Source organism: Tenacibaculum sp. nBUS_03 (assembly GCF_051201695.1).
Lineage (GTDB): Bacteria > Bacteroidota > Bacteroidia > Flavobacteriales > Flavobacteriaceae > Polaribacter.
This window is the reverse complement of record NZ_CP179214.1, coordinates 2709724-2726948: the sequence shown is the minus strand read 5'-3', so window position 1 is coordinate 2726948 and position 17225 is coordinate 2709724. Positions and strand designations below refer to the sequence as shown.

Annotated in this window: 14 protein-coding genes and 1 pseudogene; 9 read left to right on the top strand and 6 right to left on the bottom strand. The window is 30.3% G+C overall.

Translation table 11 applies throughout. The features are described 5' to 3' along the window. Nucleotides 1-104: 104 nt before the first annotated feature. From pgi to ACMFBB_RS12610, 6 genes and pseudogenes are all read right to left on the bottom strand, one after another. The gene (gene pgi / locus ACMFBB_RS12635) at nucleotides 105-1673 is read right to left on the bottom strand and encodes a glucose-6-phosphate isomerase (protein ID WP_435261137.1); all 1569 of its coding nucleotides are present in this window, start codon (nucleotides 1671-1673) and stop codon (nucleotides 105-107) included. Between the two features lie 2 nt (nucleotides 1674-1675). Then, the gene (locus ACMFBB_RS12630) at nucleotides 1676-2953 is read right to left on the bottom strand and encodes a peptidoglycan DD-metalloendopeptidase family protein (protein ID WP_435261136.1); all 1278 of its coding nucleotides are present in this window, start codon (nucleotides 2951-2953) and stop codon (nucleotides 1676-1678) included. Nucleotides 2954-3043: 90 nt separating this feature from the next. Continuing rightward, entirely contained in the window at nucleotides 3044-3826 is a 783-nt protein-coding gene (locus tag ACMFBB_RS12625) for a DUF3108 domain-containing protein (protein WP_435261135.1), read from the bottom strand. Between the two features lie 86 nt (nucleotides 3827-3912). Beyond that, entirely contained in the window at nucleotides 3913-4833 is a 921-nt protein-coding gene (locus ACMFBB_RS12620; protein WP_435261134.1) for a tryptophan 2,3-dioxygenase family protein, read from the bottom strand. A 167-nt stretch (nucleotides 4834-5000) separates the two neighbouring features. Next, nucleotides 5001-6163, bottom strand: a pseudogene (gene hppD / locus ACMFBB_RS12615) (4-hydroxyphenylpyruvate dioxygenase). A 141-nt stretch (nucleotides 6164-6304) separates the two neighbouring features. Continuing rightward, nucleotides 6305-7462: a homogentisate 1,2-dioxygenase gene (locus ACMFBB_RS12610; protein WP_435261133.1), complete on the bottom strand. Its 1158-nt coding sequence runs from the start codon at nucleotides 7460-7462 to the stop codon at nucleotides 6305-6307. Between the two features lie 291 nt (nucleotides 7463-7753). Here ACMFBB_RS12610 and ACMFBB_RS12605 point away from each other — a divergent pair, with 291 nt between their 5' ends. From ACMFBB_RS12605 to ACMFBB_RS12565, 9 genes are all read left to right on the top strand, one after another. Beyond that, a complete protein-coding gene (locus tag ACMFBB_RS12605; protein WP_435261132.1) occupies nucleotides 7754-10168 on the top strand; it encodes a TonB-dependent siderophore receptor in 2415 nt (804 codons plus the stop codon). Nucleotides 10169-10409: 241 nt separating this feature from the next. After that, on the top strand, nucleotides 10410-12824 hold the full coding sequence (locus tag ACMFBB_RS12600) for a TonB-dependent receptor domain-containing protein (RefSeq protein ID WP_435261131.1): 2415 nt from the start codon (nucleotides 10410-10412) through the stop codon (nucleotides 12822-12824). Beyond that, entirely contained in the window at nucleotides 12805-13125 is a 321-nt protein-coding gene (locus tag ACMFBB_RS12595; protein WP_435264302.1) for a TonB-dependent receptor domain-containing protein, read from the top strand. Before ACMFBB_RS12600 ends, ACMFBB_RS12595 begins: the two co-directional genes overlap by 20 nt. A 112-nt stretch (nucleotides 13126-13237) precedes the next feature. Next, a complete protein-coding gene (locus ACMFBB_RS12590; protein ID WP_435261130.1) occupies nucleotides 13238-13567 on the top strand; it encodes a hypothetical protein in 330 nt (109 codons plus the stop codon). A gap of 1 nt (nucleotide 13568) precedes the next feature. Continuing rightward, entirely contained in the window at nucleotides 13569-13871 is a 303-nt protein-coding gene (locus ACMFBB_RS12585; protein ID WP_435261129.1) for a hypothetical protein, read from the top strand. Beyond that, nucleotides 13871-14545: a PepSY-associated TM helix domain-containing protein gene (locus ACMFBB_RS12580; RefSeq protein WP_435261128.1), complete on the top strand. Its 675-nt coding sequence runs from the start codon at nucleotides 13871-13873 to the stop codon at nucleotides 14543-14545. The genes ACMFBB_RS12585 and ACMFBB_RS12580 overlap by 1 nt, the downstream gene beginning before the upstream one ends. Then, nucleotides 14487-15941 (top strand): PepSY domain-containing protein, encoded by a 1455-nt coding sequence (locus ACMFBB_RS12575; RefSeq protein ID WP_435261127.1) that lies wholly within the window; start codon nucleotides 14487-14489, stop codon nucleotides 15939-15941. The genes ACMFBB_RS12580 and ACMFBB_RS12575 overlap by 59 nt, the downstream gene beginning before the upstream one ends. Before the next feature lie 12 nt (nucleotides 15942-15953). Next, nucleotides 15954-16619: a class I SAM-dependent methyltransferase gene (locus ACMFBB_RS12570; protein WP_435261126.1), complete on the top strand. Its 666-nt coding sequence runs from the start codon at nucleotides 15954-15956 to the stop codon at nucleotides 16617-16619. Nucleotides 16620-16621: 2 nt separating this feature from the next. Continuing rightward, complete coding sequence (locus tag ACMFBB_RS12565; protein WP_435261125.1) at nucleotides 16622-17143, top strand: flavodoxin; 522 nt, start codon at nucleotides 16622-16624, stop codon at nucleotides 17141-17143. Nucleotides 17144-17225: the final 82 nt, after the last annotated feature.

The window sequence follows — 17225 nt, the reverse complement described above, 5'->3', positions numbered from 1 at the left end:
ATTTTTAATTTTACCAATATTAACTTAACGTTAACATTTTTTAAGATAACTTAAAATAAATCACTTATTTTCAATGATTAGAAACAATTTTTGCTAACAAAATTTTAACTATTTAGTATTTTTTCTGTTAATTCCTTACCTAATTCAACACCAAACTGATCATAAGAGTAAATATTCCACAAAACACCCTGTGTAAATACTTTATGCTCATACATAGAAATTAACATTCCTAAGGCTTCAGGTGTAAGCTTCTTAAACACAATGGTATTCGATTGTTTATTCCCTTTAAACACTTTATATGGAAGTAACTTGTTAACTTTTTCAAATTCTCCTCTAGTTTTTAATTCTAAATGCACTTCTTCTTTTGTTTTTCCAAAAGATAATGCTTCTGTTTGCGCATAAAGGTTAGCCATTAATTTTTTATGATGATTCACTAATCCATTTAAAGACTCTTCAAAGCCTATAAAATCCGAAGGAACAGATTTTGTACCTTGATGTAACAACTGCATAAATGCATGTTGCATATTAGTTCCTGTTCCACCCCACACTATCGTCCCAGTTTCATAAGTAACCTCTTCACCATTTCTATCTACCTCTTTACCATTACTTTCCATAATAGCTTGCTCAAGATATTCTGGTAATTTATTTAAATATTGGGAGTACACAAAAACGCCTTCAGTATCACAACCAAAAAAATTGTTATACCAAACACTCAGCAATGCTAAGATTACAGGTATATTTTTATCAAAATCAGCTTCTCTAAAATGAATATCCATTTTTTCAGCACCATTTAATAAGCGCTTAAAATTATCGAACCCAACAGATAAACTTATAGATAAACCAACAGCTGACCATAGAGAAAAACGCCCTCCTACCCATTTCCACATAGGGAAAACATTTTTCTTATCTATTCCAAAGTTTAATACTGCCTCAATGTTTGATGACACAGCTACAAAATGCTTAGCTACATCAAAAACAGTTGCTGACTTTAAAAACCAATCTCTTATAGTATTCGCATTAGTAATGGTTTCTTTTGTACTAAATGATTTTGAAACAACTATAAATAAAGTTGTTTCGGGATTTAAAGTTTTTAATATTTCAAAAACATGGTCTCCATCAACATTCGATACAAAATGCGTATTTAATTTATTTTTATAAAACTTTAGCCCTTCAACAACCATTTTTGGACCTAAATCTGAGCCCCCTACACCTATGTTAACAATATCAGTTATCGCCTTACCTGTATACCCTTTCCACTTTCCTGAAATGACCTTATTACTAAAGGCTTTAATTTTTCTTAATACAGTTTGAACTGCAGGTTTTACATCTTTGCCATCAACATAAACGGAATCATTACAATTACTTCTTAACAACGTATGAAGCACTGGCCTATCTTCAGTTACATTAATCTTATCACCCGTGTAATATTTTTCTATAGCATCCTTCAAGTCTACCTCATCCGCTAAAGAAATAAGTTTACTTAGAGTTTCTTTTGTTATATGATTTTTAGAAAAATCTACAGACAATTCATCAAGACATATAGAAAAGTTTTCTTTTCTATTTTTATCCTCCTTAAACAACTTTCTAAGTTGATAACTCTTAGCTTCTCCGAAGTGCTTTTGTAATTTCGCCCAGGCTTCAGTTTGGGTTGGATTAATATTTTTTAATGGCATAATTACTTGGTAGCTAATGTTTCTTGTTCAGTAAAAACAGGAAATGTTTTAATCGAAAAAGGAACACTGTCTAACTGTTTTTTTAAGGGTTCTATAAATTTAAAATATCTTGGTTTAATACTATCTTTTAAAGGTTTTGCTGAAGGTAATTTTTCGCGAAATGGATCAACTTGTCTACCGTTTTTCCAAAAACGATAACATACGTGTGGGCCACTCGTATTGCCAGTCATGCCTACTAACCCTATTATATCACCTTGTTTTACATAATCACCAACTTTCACCATTCTTCTTTTCATATGTAAGTACTGCGTACTATAGGTACTATTATGCTTCACCTTAACATAATTACCATTCCCTCCTCTTCTTGCCGATTTTACAACGGTTCCACTAGCTGTTGTCATTATTGGAGTGCCATATGGCGCAGCAAAATCAGTTCCTCTATGAGGTCTAACCCTTCCATAAAGCGCTATTTTTCTTCTTAAATTATATCGTGAAGATATCCTATACTGAAACTTTATGGGTGACTTTAAAAAAGTGCTTCTTAACATATTTCCTTTTTCATCGTAAAATTCAGCTACATTTTTTATCGAATCAGCCACAAACTTATAGGCATATAAATCTTCTCCTTTATGTTTAAACAAACCTGCTTTTACTTCTCCATAGCCAACAAATACAGTATCGTTAATAAATTTCTCTTCATAAATAAGTTTAAATTTATCTCCTTTCTGTAATCTATAAAAGTCTAATGTCCAGGCATAAATATCAGCTACCGTGTTAGTCAATGTAGGCTTTAAGCCTAAACTATCCATAGTTACAGATAAATTTGAATAAATTTCTCCTGCAATTTCTTTCTCTACAACTTTAACTTTCTTTTTATGTTTAATAGCCGAAATTATAGAATCTTTAAAATTAATAATCGTAGCATTAACTTTATCATGCTTATATATAAACACTTGGGCTTTTTTTAACGAATCTTTTGATGTTAGTATTGTATAAGGCTTTCCAGACCTAACCCTTCTTACATCAAAAGTTTCTTTAATTTTAGTAGCTATTTTATTTATTTTAGGATACATCACATGATGTCTATCTAAAATAAGTCCAAAACTATCTCCTTTTTTAATTGTGTCGTGCACAACATTATAATTATCTATATTAAACCCGTACAACAATATAGGTTTTGGTTTTTCAATTACTTTAGTTTCTACGATTCGCTTTTGTTCATCTTTTTTACAAGAAAACAAAAAAGAAAATAACATCAGTAAAATAGTGCTTTTTTTCAAGGAAGTTGTTTTTAATTGCCTAATCTCGCAAAAATACAAATATTTATAGTTGTATTTAACACTTTAACAATACTTAAACAACATATAAAATTAATCTACTATTATTTCGAATGGATTAGCCAAGCCTCTATAAGCTTCTAATTCTGCTCTAAGTGACCCAACTGCTAAGGATGCTTTCATTTTAATTGGCACTTTATTATCATCAGCAGTAATCCATACTGTAACGCTTTCTTGTGCTTTAAAAACCCTGCCAGCCTGAACTAGCGGTCTAAATTTCTGTGTCTTGACTTTCCCGAATTTAGTTTTTAAAATTTCATAACCTAAAAATCGAAGTTTGAAAGGATAACTCTTATCATCAAAAAACATATCTACATTAATTTCTTCTCCTTTTTTCATCTTCTTAGTATCGTAACTTCTTAGAAAATAAAATGTAGAAATCATATCTTGTGGACTCTTAATGGAAATGATACTGTCTTTTTGCTTAATAAAATCTTGTACATAAGCCGTATTATTTTCATAGTTAAAAGATACATTTCTTTTTTTCTTATACCCTCCTTCATTAATATCTCTTTTAAACAAATAAGGCTTCACCTCATCAGCTGTAAAATAGCTTTCATACTTATCTTTTACCTCAAAAAACCAGCTTATCATTCCGGTAGTCCAACCTCTTCCAGTAGCATGAATTACTTTCCTATTCTGCAATTTCTCTTCTTTTAATTCTAACACAGCAGTACCCGCCCTTAAAAAACCACTGTAACTCATTTTGTAACGTAACCACTCTCCTCCTTTAAAAGCCGCAGGTCTTTGTCTTTCTTGGGACGAAATATTTAAAGCTACAAAAAGTAATACTATTAATAGTTTATTTTTTTTCATAATATTCAAACTTATGAAATTTAATAGACAATTACCATTCCAAAAATAAAAAACCATTAATTTGATAAGTTAATGGTTTTTTATTTTTAAAAGGTTCCCCAGTTTTTTAATTCGTCTTCATTCCATAGATAAGGAAAAAATATTCTGCGTTGATATTTTGGATGCATATATTTACGCCAATTACTTCCACCAGTAGCCTCTAAATCTTTATCTCCACCCCCTAAATATTTTCCAGCAGCATTATAATGTGCCATTACCCATTTTACATTTACTGTATAATCATAATGACGCATTGCTTTTATTAACTCTTCATTTTTTTGAACATCTTCTGGCAACTCTTTGAACTTTTTAGACAAGTTACACTGGTTGTAATCTTCCATAAACTCAATAAACTCACCCATATATTTTTTCTCAAAGAGTTTAATCAGTATTGTTTTTTCTCCAGTCTGATGGTTTTTACCAGCAGCTTGCCAATATAAATGCTCAAATGCATTTTTAAAAGATGAATCTCTATCAATGGTCTCTCTATATCGAACATCAATCAAATTAATCAACTCAGTTGAGGCAAACTCTATTTTACGGTATTGTGCACTTTGAAATCCACTAGCAGGAGCTAAGGTGTTTCTAAACTTTAGATACTGATCAACATCCATTCCTTCTCCCATAACGCTAAACGAACTACAAAGCATATCAAAATACCTACTTACTCTCATCAGGTGTTTAGAAAACTTCTCAGCTGTTATTGCTTCTTTGGAAAGAGAAACTTGATCAATTTCCCATAATATCATTTTGAACAACAATTCATTTACTTGATGATACATAATAAAAACCATTTCATCTTTTTCTGTTGTTCTTGGAATTTGCAACCCTAATAAAGCATCTGTTTGAATATAATCCCAATACGTAATAGGTGTACTGTGTAACAAACCTTCTAACATAGTGTTTAAAGGGACACCTAATTTTTCATACTTCTCTTCTAATGCTTTTAATATATCGTCTTTACTCATTTATCTATTTTTAAATTAAAATTTATTTCATGACCTAATCAAAATAAATTTTATGAGAAAGGTGATTTAATATTTTTAAAAATCTTATTCATTTTTTTATAAAAAAGAGAACCAAGAATTTAGAATTTTCATCTTTTTCTTGGTTCTGTTAATCTTAAGATTTATGTTTAGAGCGTTCCTCTTTTTGCCTGTTCTCTCTCTATAGATTCAAACAAAGCTTTAAAGTTACCTGCTCCAAAACCTCTTGCTCCCATTCTTTGAATTATTTCAAAAAACAATGTAGGTCTATCTTCTACTGGTTTTGTAAAAATCTGTAATAAATACCCTTCTTCATCGGCATCAATCATTATTGATAATTTTTGCAGCTCACCAATATCTTCTTTCATCATATCTCTATGTTCACCTAATCTATTAGGAATATCATCGTAATAAGCTTGTGGAGGAGGTGGTAAAAACTCAACACCTCTGGCTTTTAATTGACTTACAGTAGAAATTATATCATCAGTTGCTACTGCAATATGTTGAACTCCCGCACCTTCATAAAAATCTAAATACTCTTCAATTTGAGATCTTTCGCAGCTTTAGCAGGTTCATTAATAGGAAACTTAATACGTCCGTTTCCATTAGACATTACTTTACTCATTAAAGCTGAGTATTCAGTATGAATTTGTTTATCATCAAAAGATAAAAAGTTTTCAAACCCCATAACCTCTTCATACCATTTCACCCAAACATCCATTTGATTCCAACCTACATTACCAACCATGTGATCAATATATTTTAACCCTACTGGCGTTGGATTATAATCTGACTCCCACTTTTTGAAACCAGGCATAAAAGTACCACTGTAATTTTTACGCTCAACAAACATATGAACAGTTTCTCCATAAGTGTAAATTCCAGCTCTTACAACTTCACCGTACTCATCTGTTTCAACAGTTGGTTCCATATATGATTTAGCTCCACGTTTCGTTGTTTCTTCATACGCACTTCTTGCGTCATCTACCCATAGAGCAACTATTTTCACACCATCACCATGCTTTACAATATGATCATTAATAGGTGATTTACTGGTTAATGGAGTTGTTAAAACTAATCGTATTTTGTCTTGAACTAATACATAACTTACCGAATCTGTAGCGCCAGTTTCTAAACCTCTATAGGCTAATGACTGAAAACCAAATGCAGTTTTATAAAAATGTGCTGCTTGTTTTGCATTACCAACATAAAACTCTACATAATCTGTTCCTAACAATGGAAGGAAATCCTGTGCACCTTCAAATATTTTTTCTAAACCGTAGTTTACTGATTTTACTTCTTTTTTACTCATAATAAAACCCCATCCTAACCTTTCTTTGACAGAAAGAAACTCTTAACTGGGAATTAAAAGTCTTTAATTTTTTATTTATTAAACTATAACCTATCTTAAAGAGAAATAGTTTTATTTACCTTATAGCTGATACTAAACTATTTACTCTAACCAAGATTTATAATAATCTTCATCTGCAATTTTCATTGCCTCTTCTGTTACTTGTAATGGTTTAAATGTATCAACCATTACTGCAAGCTCTTCTGTTTCGGTATGACCAATACTTCTTTCAGCTGCTCCTGGGTGTGGGCCATGAGGAATTCCGGCAGGATGTAATGAAATATGACCTTGATCAATATCATTTCTACTCATAAAATCACCATCAACATAATATAGAACCTCATCAGAGTCTATATTACTGTGATTATAAGGTGCAGGAATTGCTTTCGGATGATAATCATATAAGCGTGGTACAAAGCTACAAATCACAAATGCATTGGTTTCAAATGTTTGGTGAACTGGTGGTGGTTGGTGAATTCTACCAGTAATAGGTTCAAAATCATGTATAGAAAATGCATATGGAAAATTATACCCATCATAACCTACAACATCAAATGGATGTGATGCGTATACCATTTCTATAATTTCACCTTGTTTTTTTACTTTAATTAAAAAATCACCTAACTCATTATAAGTTTCTAATTCTTCAGGTCTTCTTATATCTCTTTCACAAAATGGTGAATGCTCTAATAATTGACCAAACCAATTTCTATAACGTTTTGGTGTATACACAGGTGAATATGATTCTACAATAAATAATCTATTATTTTCATCATCGAAATCTAATTTATAAATAACACCTCTAGGAACCACTAGGTAATCTCCATATTTAAAATCAATGTTTCCTAGCATTGTTCGAAGTTTACCTGTACCTTTATGAATAAAAATTACTTCATCTGCATCGGTATTTTTGTAAAAATAATCTTTAGTAGATTCTTTTGGAGCTGATAAAATAATATTACAATCTGAATTTGTTAATACTACTTTTCTACTTTCCAAGTAATCATCTTCAGGAGGAACCTGAAACCCTCTGAAACGATAAGACTGTATGTTATTCGCTTTTGCAATTTTAGGTGCAATAGAATATTGTTTACGAATTTCTTTGACCATTGTTGGTCTATGTTCATGATAACTATTAGTTGACATTCCATCAAAACCAATTGTTCCAAACAATTGTTCGTAATACAAGCTACCATCTTCTTTGCGAAATTGTGTATGGCGTTTTGGTGGAATTTTCCCTAATTTATGATAAAAAGGCATGTTTATTTTAGTTTAAAGATTAATACTTAAATTTTATTGTCTTTAAACCTTATTACTCGGGGTTTCTTTTGATAAGAAACTTTAGAAGTATAAGCAAGTCTTCAAAAGGACTACAAGCCATCATATTTTATAATTCTTCTTACAAATATACAGAATTATATAACTACAAAATATCAGAAAATTCAAAACACCGATTGTTTTTATTTAAATTTAATCTAAATAAGCTTTGTTGTTTCGTTTTTATAGGATATTTTTGCTTGAATTAATTTTTATCAAATCTAAATAAAAACAATGAAAGGAGTAATAACGGCTATATTGCTATTTTTAATAATGGCTAATTCTGTAGCACAAGGGGGATCTAATTCTGTCACAGGAACAGTAGTAGACAACAATAACGAACCACTAATCGGTGTTAATGTTTTAATTAAAGGAACAAAAGACGGAACTCAAACTGATATCGATGGGAAATTCAAGATAAACAGTAATAGCACAAATGATATAACATTAGTTATTTCTTACATAGGTTTTAAAACTAAAACCTTGATAACAAATGCAAATTCAAAAAATTTAAAAATTACAATTTATGAAGGTAATGAATTACTTAATGAAGTAATTGTAGACACCGATAGAAAAAATAAATTTTCGAGAAAAAAATCAGCTTATGTTGCAAAATTACCTTTAAAAAATATTGAAAACGCACAAGTTTACAGTACAGTTACAAATCAATTATTAATTTCTCAATCAGTTATTAGCTTTGAAGAGGCTTTAAAAAATACTACTGGTGTTGAAAAACTATGGTCATCAACTGGAAGAAGTGGAGATGGAGCGGGATATTATTCTATTCGTGGATTTTCTATACAACCTCAACTAGTAAATGGAGTACCTGGAATTACAAATGGGTTTATTAATCCAGATAATGTAGAAAGAATTGAAGTAGTGAAAGGACCATCAGCAACTCTATTTGGAAGCACTGTTACTTCTTATGGTGGTTTAATTAACATCGTTACTAAAAAGCCTTACAAAGGAACTGGAGGAAATATCACTGTTGGGGGTGGTTCATTTGGATTTAAAAAAGTAACTGTTGATTTTAACACAAACCTTGAAGATAATGAAGACATATCGTTACGTTTTAATGCAGGATATCAAACTGAAGACAGTTTTCAAGATGCAGGTTTTAGGAAAGCTTTGTTTTTAGCACCAGCAATCTCTTATAAAGTAAATAATAGACTAACATTAAACTTTAATTATGAACTTTCTTCTACTGACCAAACTAACCAAACATTTTTATTTTTAAATAGAGGGGCTCCTTTAGTTTTTAAAAATTTAAGTGAATTAAATTACGACAGAAACAAATCATTAACTAGTAATGATATTTCTATTAAAAACCCAACACAAAACTTTAGAGGTGAAATTGCATATAAAGTTTCTGACAACTGGTCATCACAAACAATAATAGCGGGTGGTAATGCAAAATCAAAAGGATATTACACCTATTTATATAATCTTCAAGCAAACTTATTTGGCTTATACGCTCAAGAAACTGATGCAGAAACAAATACCCTTGCCTTACAACAAAACTTTACTGGCGATTTTAAATTAGGTTCTGTAAGAAATAGAGTTGTAGTTGGTGTTGATTATTTAAAATCTCAAAACATTGATAATAGCTCTGGCTATAGGGGAATTAATGCAACAACACCACAAGGTCAATTAATCCCAGTTCCACCAGCTTTTGGAATTGCAAACTTACCTACAAACAAAGCTAGTCTTAGTTCAGTATTGGCTAATGTGCCAAGATCAAATACTGATGTTAATCAAAATATTTTTAGTGGTTATGTTTCAGATGTTATAAATATTTTACCTGAACTTTCTATAATGGCAGGAGTTCGTTATGATAGATTTCAATACGATGGTGATGCAAATGACCCTACAGATGACCAGAAAGCATATTCAAAATCTACTTTCTCACCTAAGTTTGGATTTGTTTTACAACCTATCATGAATGAGTTATCAGTATTTGCTAATTACCAAAACGGTTTCTCTTATGTAAACCCTGAAATAGTTCCTATTGATATAACTAATCCAGCCGCAGGTACGAAATTACAATCATACGATCTAGAACAAGCTAACCAATTAGAATTAGGTTTAAAAACAAACTTATTCAATAATAAACTAGAAACTTCTATTAGTTACTATCAAATTACGGTAAAAAATAAAATAATGGGGTTTGGAGCAAGCAAACAACAAGATGGAACCGTTAAAAGTAAAGGTTTTGAACTTGAGTTAAATGCTAACCCTATAAAAGGTTTAAATGTACGTGGTGGGTTTAGTTATAATGATGCTAAGTTAATAAAATCGACTTCAAGACCAGATTTAGTAGGTAAGCGTTTAGCTGAAGCAGGACCTGAAACATCTTATAACTTTTGGGCAGACTATAAATTTCATGAAGGAATTGCTAAAAACTTTGGTTTAGGTTTTGGTATTAATGGTGCAAGTGATTATAATACTATGGTGGACTACCCTACAGCTGGTGATTTCATCCTTCCAGCATACACCATTTTTAATGCTTCAGCATATTACGAACATGATAAATTTAGAGTAAGTATAAAAGCAAATAATTTAACTGATAAAGAATATTATAAGGGCTGGAGTACAGTAACACCTCAAGCTCCAAGAGCTTTCTTAGGTAGTTTTACTTATAAATTTTAGCATATAACCCAATTTTATCAACTAACTAACTTTAAAAGTCCTGGATAATAATTCAGGACTTTTTACTTAAAAAATGATTAAGAAATTAACCCTCGTAAATTGAAACATTGACTCTATCTCATTATAAATCAAAAAATAAACTCATTTTATTTAAATTAAATCTAAATAAAACTTGTTTTTTATTTTTTATAAAATACCTTTGTGGTGTTTTTTTAAAATTAAATAAATCTAAATAAAAACAATGAAAGGAATAATTACCGCCATTTTTACATTTTTTATAATGGCCAATTTAGTAGCACAGGGGAACTCAATTAGTGGTACTGTGATTGATAGTAATAAAGAACCAATAATAGGAGTTACTATTTTAATTGAAGGAACGAATAAAGGAACACAAACTGATTTCGATGGTAAATTTGAAATTAAAAATATTTCATCGAATGATAAAAAACTGGTTCTTTCCTATATTGGGTATAAAACCAAAATAATAGACATCGTTCCTACTAATAATTTAACAATTATATTATATGAAGGAAATGAACTATTACAAGAAATAAAAATAAGTTCAAGAAACAATAAATTTTCTCGTAAAAAAACTGCATATGTATCTAAATTACCTTTAAAAGATATAGAAAACTCTCAGGTTTACTCTACTGTTACATCAGAATTGTTAGAATCTCAAATTATAACAAATTTGGATGATGCTTTAAATAACGCAACTGGGATTAGTAAATTGTGGGAAGCTACAGGAAGAGCACCTGGAGAAGGTACAGGTTATTTTGCCACTCGTGGTTTTGCTACCCAACCACAATTAGTTGATGGTATGCCTGGTTTTACTTTAAGTGCTGTAGACCCTTCATATATAGAAAGAATTGAAGTAGTTAAAGGCCCTTCGGCAACTCTATTTGGAAGCACTGCTACCTCATTAGGTGGTTTAATAAATGTGGTTACAAAAAAACCTTATGAAGGATTTGGCGGTAGCGTTAGTTATACAAGTGGTTCATTTGGGACACATAGAATTTCTGCAGATATTAATACTCCTTTAGCTAAAAATGGGGGGCCATATTTGAGAATAAACACTTCTTATTTAACACAAGATAGCTTTCAAGACGCTGGTTTTAGAAAAACTTTTTTTGTTGCTCCTTCTATTTCTTACAGAGTTAATAACAGACTTAACTTATCTTTTGGATTTGAGTATGCAAGAACAAAGCAAACCAATCCTTCAATGTTATTTGTAAACAGGTTAGGACAACAAAGATTAACTGCAATGTTAACCCCTTTTGGTTTAACTCCAAAGGTTCCAACCAATGTTAACGAATTAAATATTGACCCTAAAAAGTCATATACTTCAAATGATATTTTTTTAACAAGTCCTACTTTTAATACAAGAACAATTATTGATTATAAAATTTCTGATCAATGGACTTCTCAAACAATATTTGCTAGTAGTTATTCAGAGGCCAAAGGCTATTATCAATATAATATAGATGGAGGTGCAGCAGCAATAATGCAACTAGCACCACTTTTATCAGACCCTAGACTAGCAGCAGTTAGCCCAATAATAACTCCAATAATAACTCCAATGCTTGTTGAATCTGCAAGTTTACTAAGCTCTCCGTCATTTACTAGAATCTTTGATAAGCGTGATGCTAATGCTACAAATTATAATTTACAACAAAATTTTATTGGTGATTTTAAATTTGGAGACTTGAGAAACAGATTTGTAGGAGGTTTAGATTTTGTAAGCAGATCACAACATTCAAGAAATCAAAATGGTAATCCAACAATTACAACTACTCCTGGCTTTGCACAACTGTTAGGTTTTTTTAGCAATCCTCAAGCTTCAATTCCATTTCCTTTAGACCCAGCAACTATTGCTGCTTTACAAGCTACTGGTCAACAAATAGGTGCTAGCTTTAATGCGTTTCCATATTTTGATGCGTTTTTAGATGCTCAAGGAAATGTAAAAACTTCAAGTTTTACTCCTAATGCAGTATACTCAACTACGCAAGCAAATTTAGACAACGTGTTCAATACTGTTCCTGTTAGGGATGTAAAAACTAACTCTAAAACTTTTGCTGCATACATTTCAAATGTATTAAATATTACTCCTGAATTAACCGTTAACCTTGGTGCTCGTCTAGATTACTTCGATCAAAATGGTAATGAAGCTGACCCTAAAGATGATTACACTAAACTAACTTTTTCTCCAAAAATAGGAGCTGTTTATCAAATTATTCCAAACAAATTTTCTGTATTTAGCAACTACCAAACAGGGTTTATAAATATAAATCCAGTGATAGAAGCAGATGGAACTACAAAAAACTTTAAACCTTCTGAAGCTAGACAATTTGAAACTGGTGTAAAAACAAACTTATTTAATAACAAATTAAATTTAGGTGTTAGTTATTATCATATAACTGTTAATAATAGAACTACAACGGATCCAAATGCTTTTTTAACAACAAATCAAATAGATATTAAAGAGGTTGTAAGCAAAGGGGTTGAACTGGAGGCTAACTCAAATCCATTTGCTGGTTTGAACATAAGAGCATCGTATTCTTATAACGATAGTGAAATTACAGATGCTAATAGTGAGTTTGCCAAAAGAAATGTTGTTGAACTCTTAGGAAGAAGGCCTGAAGAAGCTGGTCCGTAAAACAACATATAATTTTTGGGCTGATTATAAATTCCAAAAAGGTAGCGCGTTAGAGAACATTGGTTTTGGAGCTGGATTTAATGGTGCTTCTGAACACTTAACAATTAACAATGCTATTTCAGGAACTTTTACATTACCTAGTTATACAATCTTTAATGCTGGTGCATACTATGATGTAAATAAATTTAGAGTAGGTTTAAAAGTTAATAATTTAACCGATAAAACTTATTATAAAGGATGGAGTACTGTTAATGCTCAAGCTTCAAGAGCTTATTTAGGAACATTAACTTATAAATTTTAACTTTTAAACAAACAGTTTATTTGTGTTTTATAAACTAATAATTATTTGAATAATTCTCTCAAAACTCTTAGTCATGACTTATGGCTAAGAGTTTTGTACTTAAACAAGAAAAATGGTAAGTATTTTAATAGCAATTATATTTTTAGGTTGTTCTCTTCTCTACAATACTTCAAAAAACACAACAGTTCTCCTCAATAATAATTTTGGACAAAAATTACGTAACAATCAAAAACTGTCTAAAATACTTGGAAGTAGCTTCTTAGTAATTTCATTGGTATTAACTAGCATGTATTTAGGAATTACAGTTGGAATCTTATTTTGGTTGATTACCTTAATGCTACTTATGAGTTTATTAACACTCATATTCCCTTTAAAATTAATTAGTTATAAATTTATAGTTGCATTGTTTTTAGTTTTATTATTAATCGAATTCGTTTTATAATATGCCGGCAAACCCAAAACATCTCACACCCTCTCCATGGCAACAATTTGCTAAAATATCTTCTGGTATCCTAGGAGGTTATATTGTAACAGCCTTATTTCACATGTGTTTAACTCTATGGCTACCTTATTCAAAGGAAATTTTAATAACATCAATCTACACCCATTTTGTAATTTGGTGTATTTTACTGATTGTTCCTTTTCTTTTTAAAAATGGATGGAAAGCATGGGGCTTATATATCGTTCTTTCATTGATTTTTTATGTATTGTTTCTGATTGGTAATCAACAAAACCCTTTTGTTTAATGAGTCAAAGAAACTACAATGTGTTTTTTAACACACACACAGTAAGTGGAATTGTTATAAGCGTTGCTTTATATATCATTTTTTTTGCTGGTGCTTTTGCTTTATTTAAAGATGAAATAGAGGCCTGGGAAAATGGAAAACATTCTCAAAATATTGCAAGAGAACAAATAAACTACGATTTTTTATTAAAAAAACTTTCAGAAAATTATCATTTAACTAGTAGAGATATTCGTTTTTATTTAGGTCACAAAAGTGATGAAATTTATGTTTTAACTTCACCAGCAAAGGATACTTTAAATATTCCTGAAGAAGCAAAATATCAAAATTATCAATCAATAAATATTCACACAGGTAAAACAGCAACCTATACAGAAAAATATGGATTAGGAGAATTTCTATACCGCTTACACTTCTTTACTCAGATACCAACAATAGGTGTATACTTAGCTGGTTTTGTATCTTTCTTCTTTTTATTTGCTATCGTAACTGGTGTTATTGTTCATTGGAAAAAGATTATTTCTAATTTTTATCAGTTTAATCCAAAGAATATTTTGAAAAAAGTTTGGAACCGATGCTCATACAGCTCTTGGAGTTATAGGCTTACCTTTTCAATTTATGTACGCTGTTACTGGGGCTTACTTTTGTCTAAGTATTCTTGTTTTAATTCCTGCTAACTTCTTGTATCAAGGAAATCAAAAGAAATTAATGGAAGATTTACGCCCTGATCGTAAAGTATATGAATGGATTAAAAAAACTGACAAAAAATTACCTAGCGTAAATGAATTTGTCAAAAGTAACCAAAAACGTTGGAATAATTTCAATCCGGAGTATGTACTTATAAAAAACTACGGAGGGTCAAATATGAAATATATTCTTTTAGGATCTTTAGATACAAAAGAACGCTTTTTAAGTTCTGGTAATGTTATTTATGATTTCGAAACTGGAAACACAACTGTAAATAGAAACCCTTACAATCCTAGATATACAGACGATATTCAGTTATCAGTTGGACGCCTTCATTTTGGAAATTTTGGAGGTCTAACTATCAAAATAATTTATTTCATTTTAGCTTTAATTACTTGTTTTGTAATTATCTCTGGTGTTTTAATATGGATTGAAGCTCGAAATAAAAAAAGTATGAGTTTACGTCAGCGCTTATATACTGCTAAAGTAGGTCATATATACATGGCTATTTGTTTATCCTTATTTCCAGTCATTGCATTATTCTTCTTAATAATTAAAGTTTTACCTGAAGAGTATTTAAGTCAAAAGATGTCAATTTTAAATACCTGGTTCTTTTTAGTATGGCTTCTTAGCACCGTATTTTTCAGATTTAAACGAGATAATTATTTTACCAATAAAGTTACTTTATTAACTGGGGCAATTTTAAGTTTTTTAATACCTATAGCTAGTGGTATTAAATCCAACAATTGGGTTTGGAATACCTATAATAACAATCAAGTAGACATTCTTACAATTGATTTATTATGGTTTTTTATTGCCATGGTTTCACTCCTAGTATACTTTAAAATAAAACCTAACATTAAGGATAAAAGTGCTTTTTACAAAGCTCCTATAGACTATAAGAACTTAAAAGCTTTAAAAGAGGAAGAAGCTTTAGATAACAAAATTATTCCTCAAAAAAACAACATAAAAAACAAAAAACAAATACCAATGAAAACAAAGATTTCGCTTTTATGGATTTTCATCGCTATCGGATTTATTTTTCATCACATATACGGTTTAGCAACCGTCTTTTTTAATGAATCAGTCTTTATTGAGGGGTCAAACGGAGAAACACCATTTTGGGCTCATCAGTGGCGTATTTTAATGGAAGGATTGGCACTTACCTTTGGATTATTAACTATCGAAGTTTCCAAAAAATGGTTTATACTAACTTCATTTGTTTGGGCTATTATTTTAGGTCTATTTAATGTTTATCACATTATTACTGCTGTTATGTATGAAGCATCAAATATATCAGAAATTTTAATTTTACTCTTATTAGTCATAGCAAATGCCTTTTTGATTAATAATATAAACAAATGGAGAAAAGAAGCTGTTTCATAAACTATTAATACAATGGAAAAAAAGCTCACAAAAGATGATTTAAAAGAAATAGAAAACCAACTTAGTTGTCCTTCTGGCTCAAAAGGTATAGAAGTAGCTGTCTCTATGAATGTTAAAAACATTAGTATGACTAAAGCTTCTATTGATCTTCTAAAGATTGCTAATAATGATGTTATTTTAGAGATTGGTCACGGAAATTGTGGCCATCTTGAGTACCTTTTAAACCAAGCAGCAAACATTCATTATATAGGGTTGGAAATTTCAAAAACAATGAATCAAGAAGCCATACTTAATTCAAATAGCTTAGGTACTTCTATGAATACATCTTTTGAATTATATGATGGAGAAAAACTACCTTTTGAAAACAACTCAATAGATAAAATTTTCACTGTTAACACTATTTATTTTTGGAAAAACCCAAATGTTTTTTTGCAAGAAATTTCAAGAGTTTTAAAGAAAAATGGCGTTTGTATTTTAACTTTTGCTCAAAAGAAATTTATGCAAACCCTTCCATTTGTGAATACAAAATTTAAATTATATTCAACTGAAGACATAATCTTATTAGTAAATAACACACCCTTCAGTATAACTGATACTATACATAAAAAAGAAAACATAAAAAGTAAGGCTGGAGATGATGTAGATAGAGAATATACAATAACTATATTAAAACAATGAAGATGAATAAGAAAGTAGGAATAATTTACGGTTCGGATACTGGAATGACAGAGGAAATTACTCACAACATTGTAGACGAATGGAGTGTTAGTGATATTGAAGTTATAGAAGTTACTAATGTTAGCCATTCAGATTTTGAACGATTTGATTTTTTAATTTTAGGTCTTTCAACTTGGTATGACGGTGATTTACAAAGTGACTGGGAAAGCTATTTTGATGAATTCAAAACAATTGATTTCTCTAATAAAACAATAGCTCTTTTTGGCTTAGGTGATCAATATGGGTATGGAGAATATTTTATAGATGGAGTGGGAATGCTTGCCGAAGTTATTATAGCGAATGGTGGAAATATAATAGGAAAATGGCCAACAAAAGACTATGATTATACTGAATCGAAAGCAGAAATTATAGGAGAGAATTTATTTTATGGTTTAGCTATAGATGAAGACAATGAACCTGAATTAACTCAAGGAAGATTAAAAGAATGGCTTGGTCAACTAGAAAATGAAGCTTTATTAAATTAAGTACTAAATAGCCTCCCCGCCATTCACGTTATAAAAACTTCTTTTTACGTTATAACATAATACAATGTCTGAAATATTTTTG

Coding starts and splice junctions, on each gene's coding strand:
- ACMFBB_RS12590 (WP_435261130.1), top strand. CDS start 13,238: ATGGTAAGTATTTTAATAGCAATTATATTTTTAGGTTGTTCTCTTCTC.
- ACMFBB_RS12565 (WP_435261125.1), top strand. CDS start 16,622: ATGAATAAGAAAGTAGGAATAATTTACGGTTCGGATACTGGAATGACA.
- pgi (WP_435261137.1), bottom strand. CDS start 1,673: ATGCCATTAAAAAATATTAATCCAACCCAAACTGAAGCCTGGGCGAAA.
- ACMFBB_RS12580 (WP_435261128.1), top strand. CDS start 13,871: ATGAGTCAAAGAAACTACAATGTGTTTTTTAACACACACACAGTAAGT.
- ACMFBB_RS12575 (WP_435261127.1), top strand. CDS start 14,487: ATGTACGCTGTTACTGGGGCTTACTTTTGTCTAAGTATTCTTGTTTTA.
- ACMFBB_RS12620 (WP_435261134.1), bottom strand. CDS start 4,833: ATGAGTAAAGACGATATATTAAAAGCATTAGAAGAGAAGTATGAAAAA.
- ACMFBB_RS12605 (WP_435261132.1), top strand. CDS start 7,754: ATGAAAGGAGTAATAACGGCTATATTGCTATTTTTAATAATGGCTAAT.
- ACMFBB_RS12600 (WP_435261131.1), top strand. CDS start 10,410: ATGAAAGGAATAATTACCGCCATTTTTACATTTTTTATAATGGCCAAT.
- ACMFBB_RS12625 (WP_435261135.1), bottom strand. CDS start 3,826: ATGAAAAAAAATAAACTATTAATAGTATTACTTTTTGTAGCTTTAAAT.
- ACMFBB_RS12610 (WP_435261133.1), bottom strand. CDS start 7,462: ATGCCTTTTTATCATAAATTAGGGAAAATTCCACCAAAACGCCATACA.
- ACMFBB_RS12585 (WP_435261129.1), top strand. CDS start 13,569: ATGCCGGCAAACCCAAAACATCTCACACCCTCTCCATGGCAACAATTT.
- ACMFBB_RS12570 (WP_435261126.1), top strand. CDS start 15,954: ATGGAAAAAAAGCTCACAAAAGATGATTTAAAAGAAATAGAAAACCAA.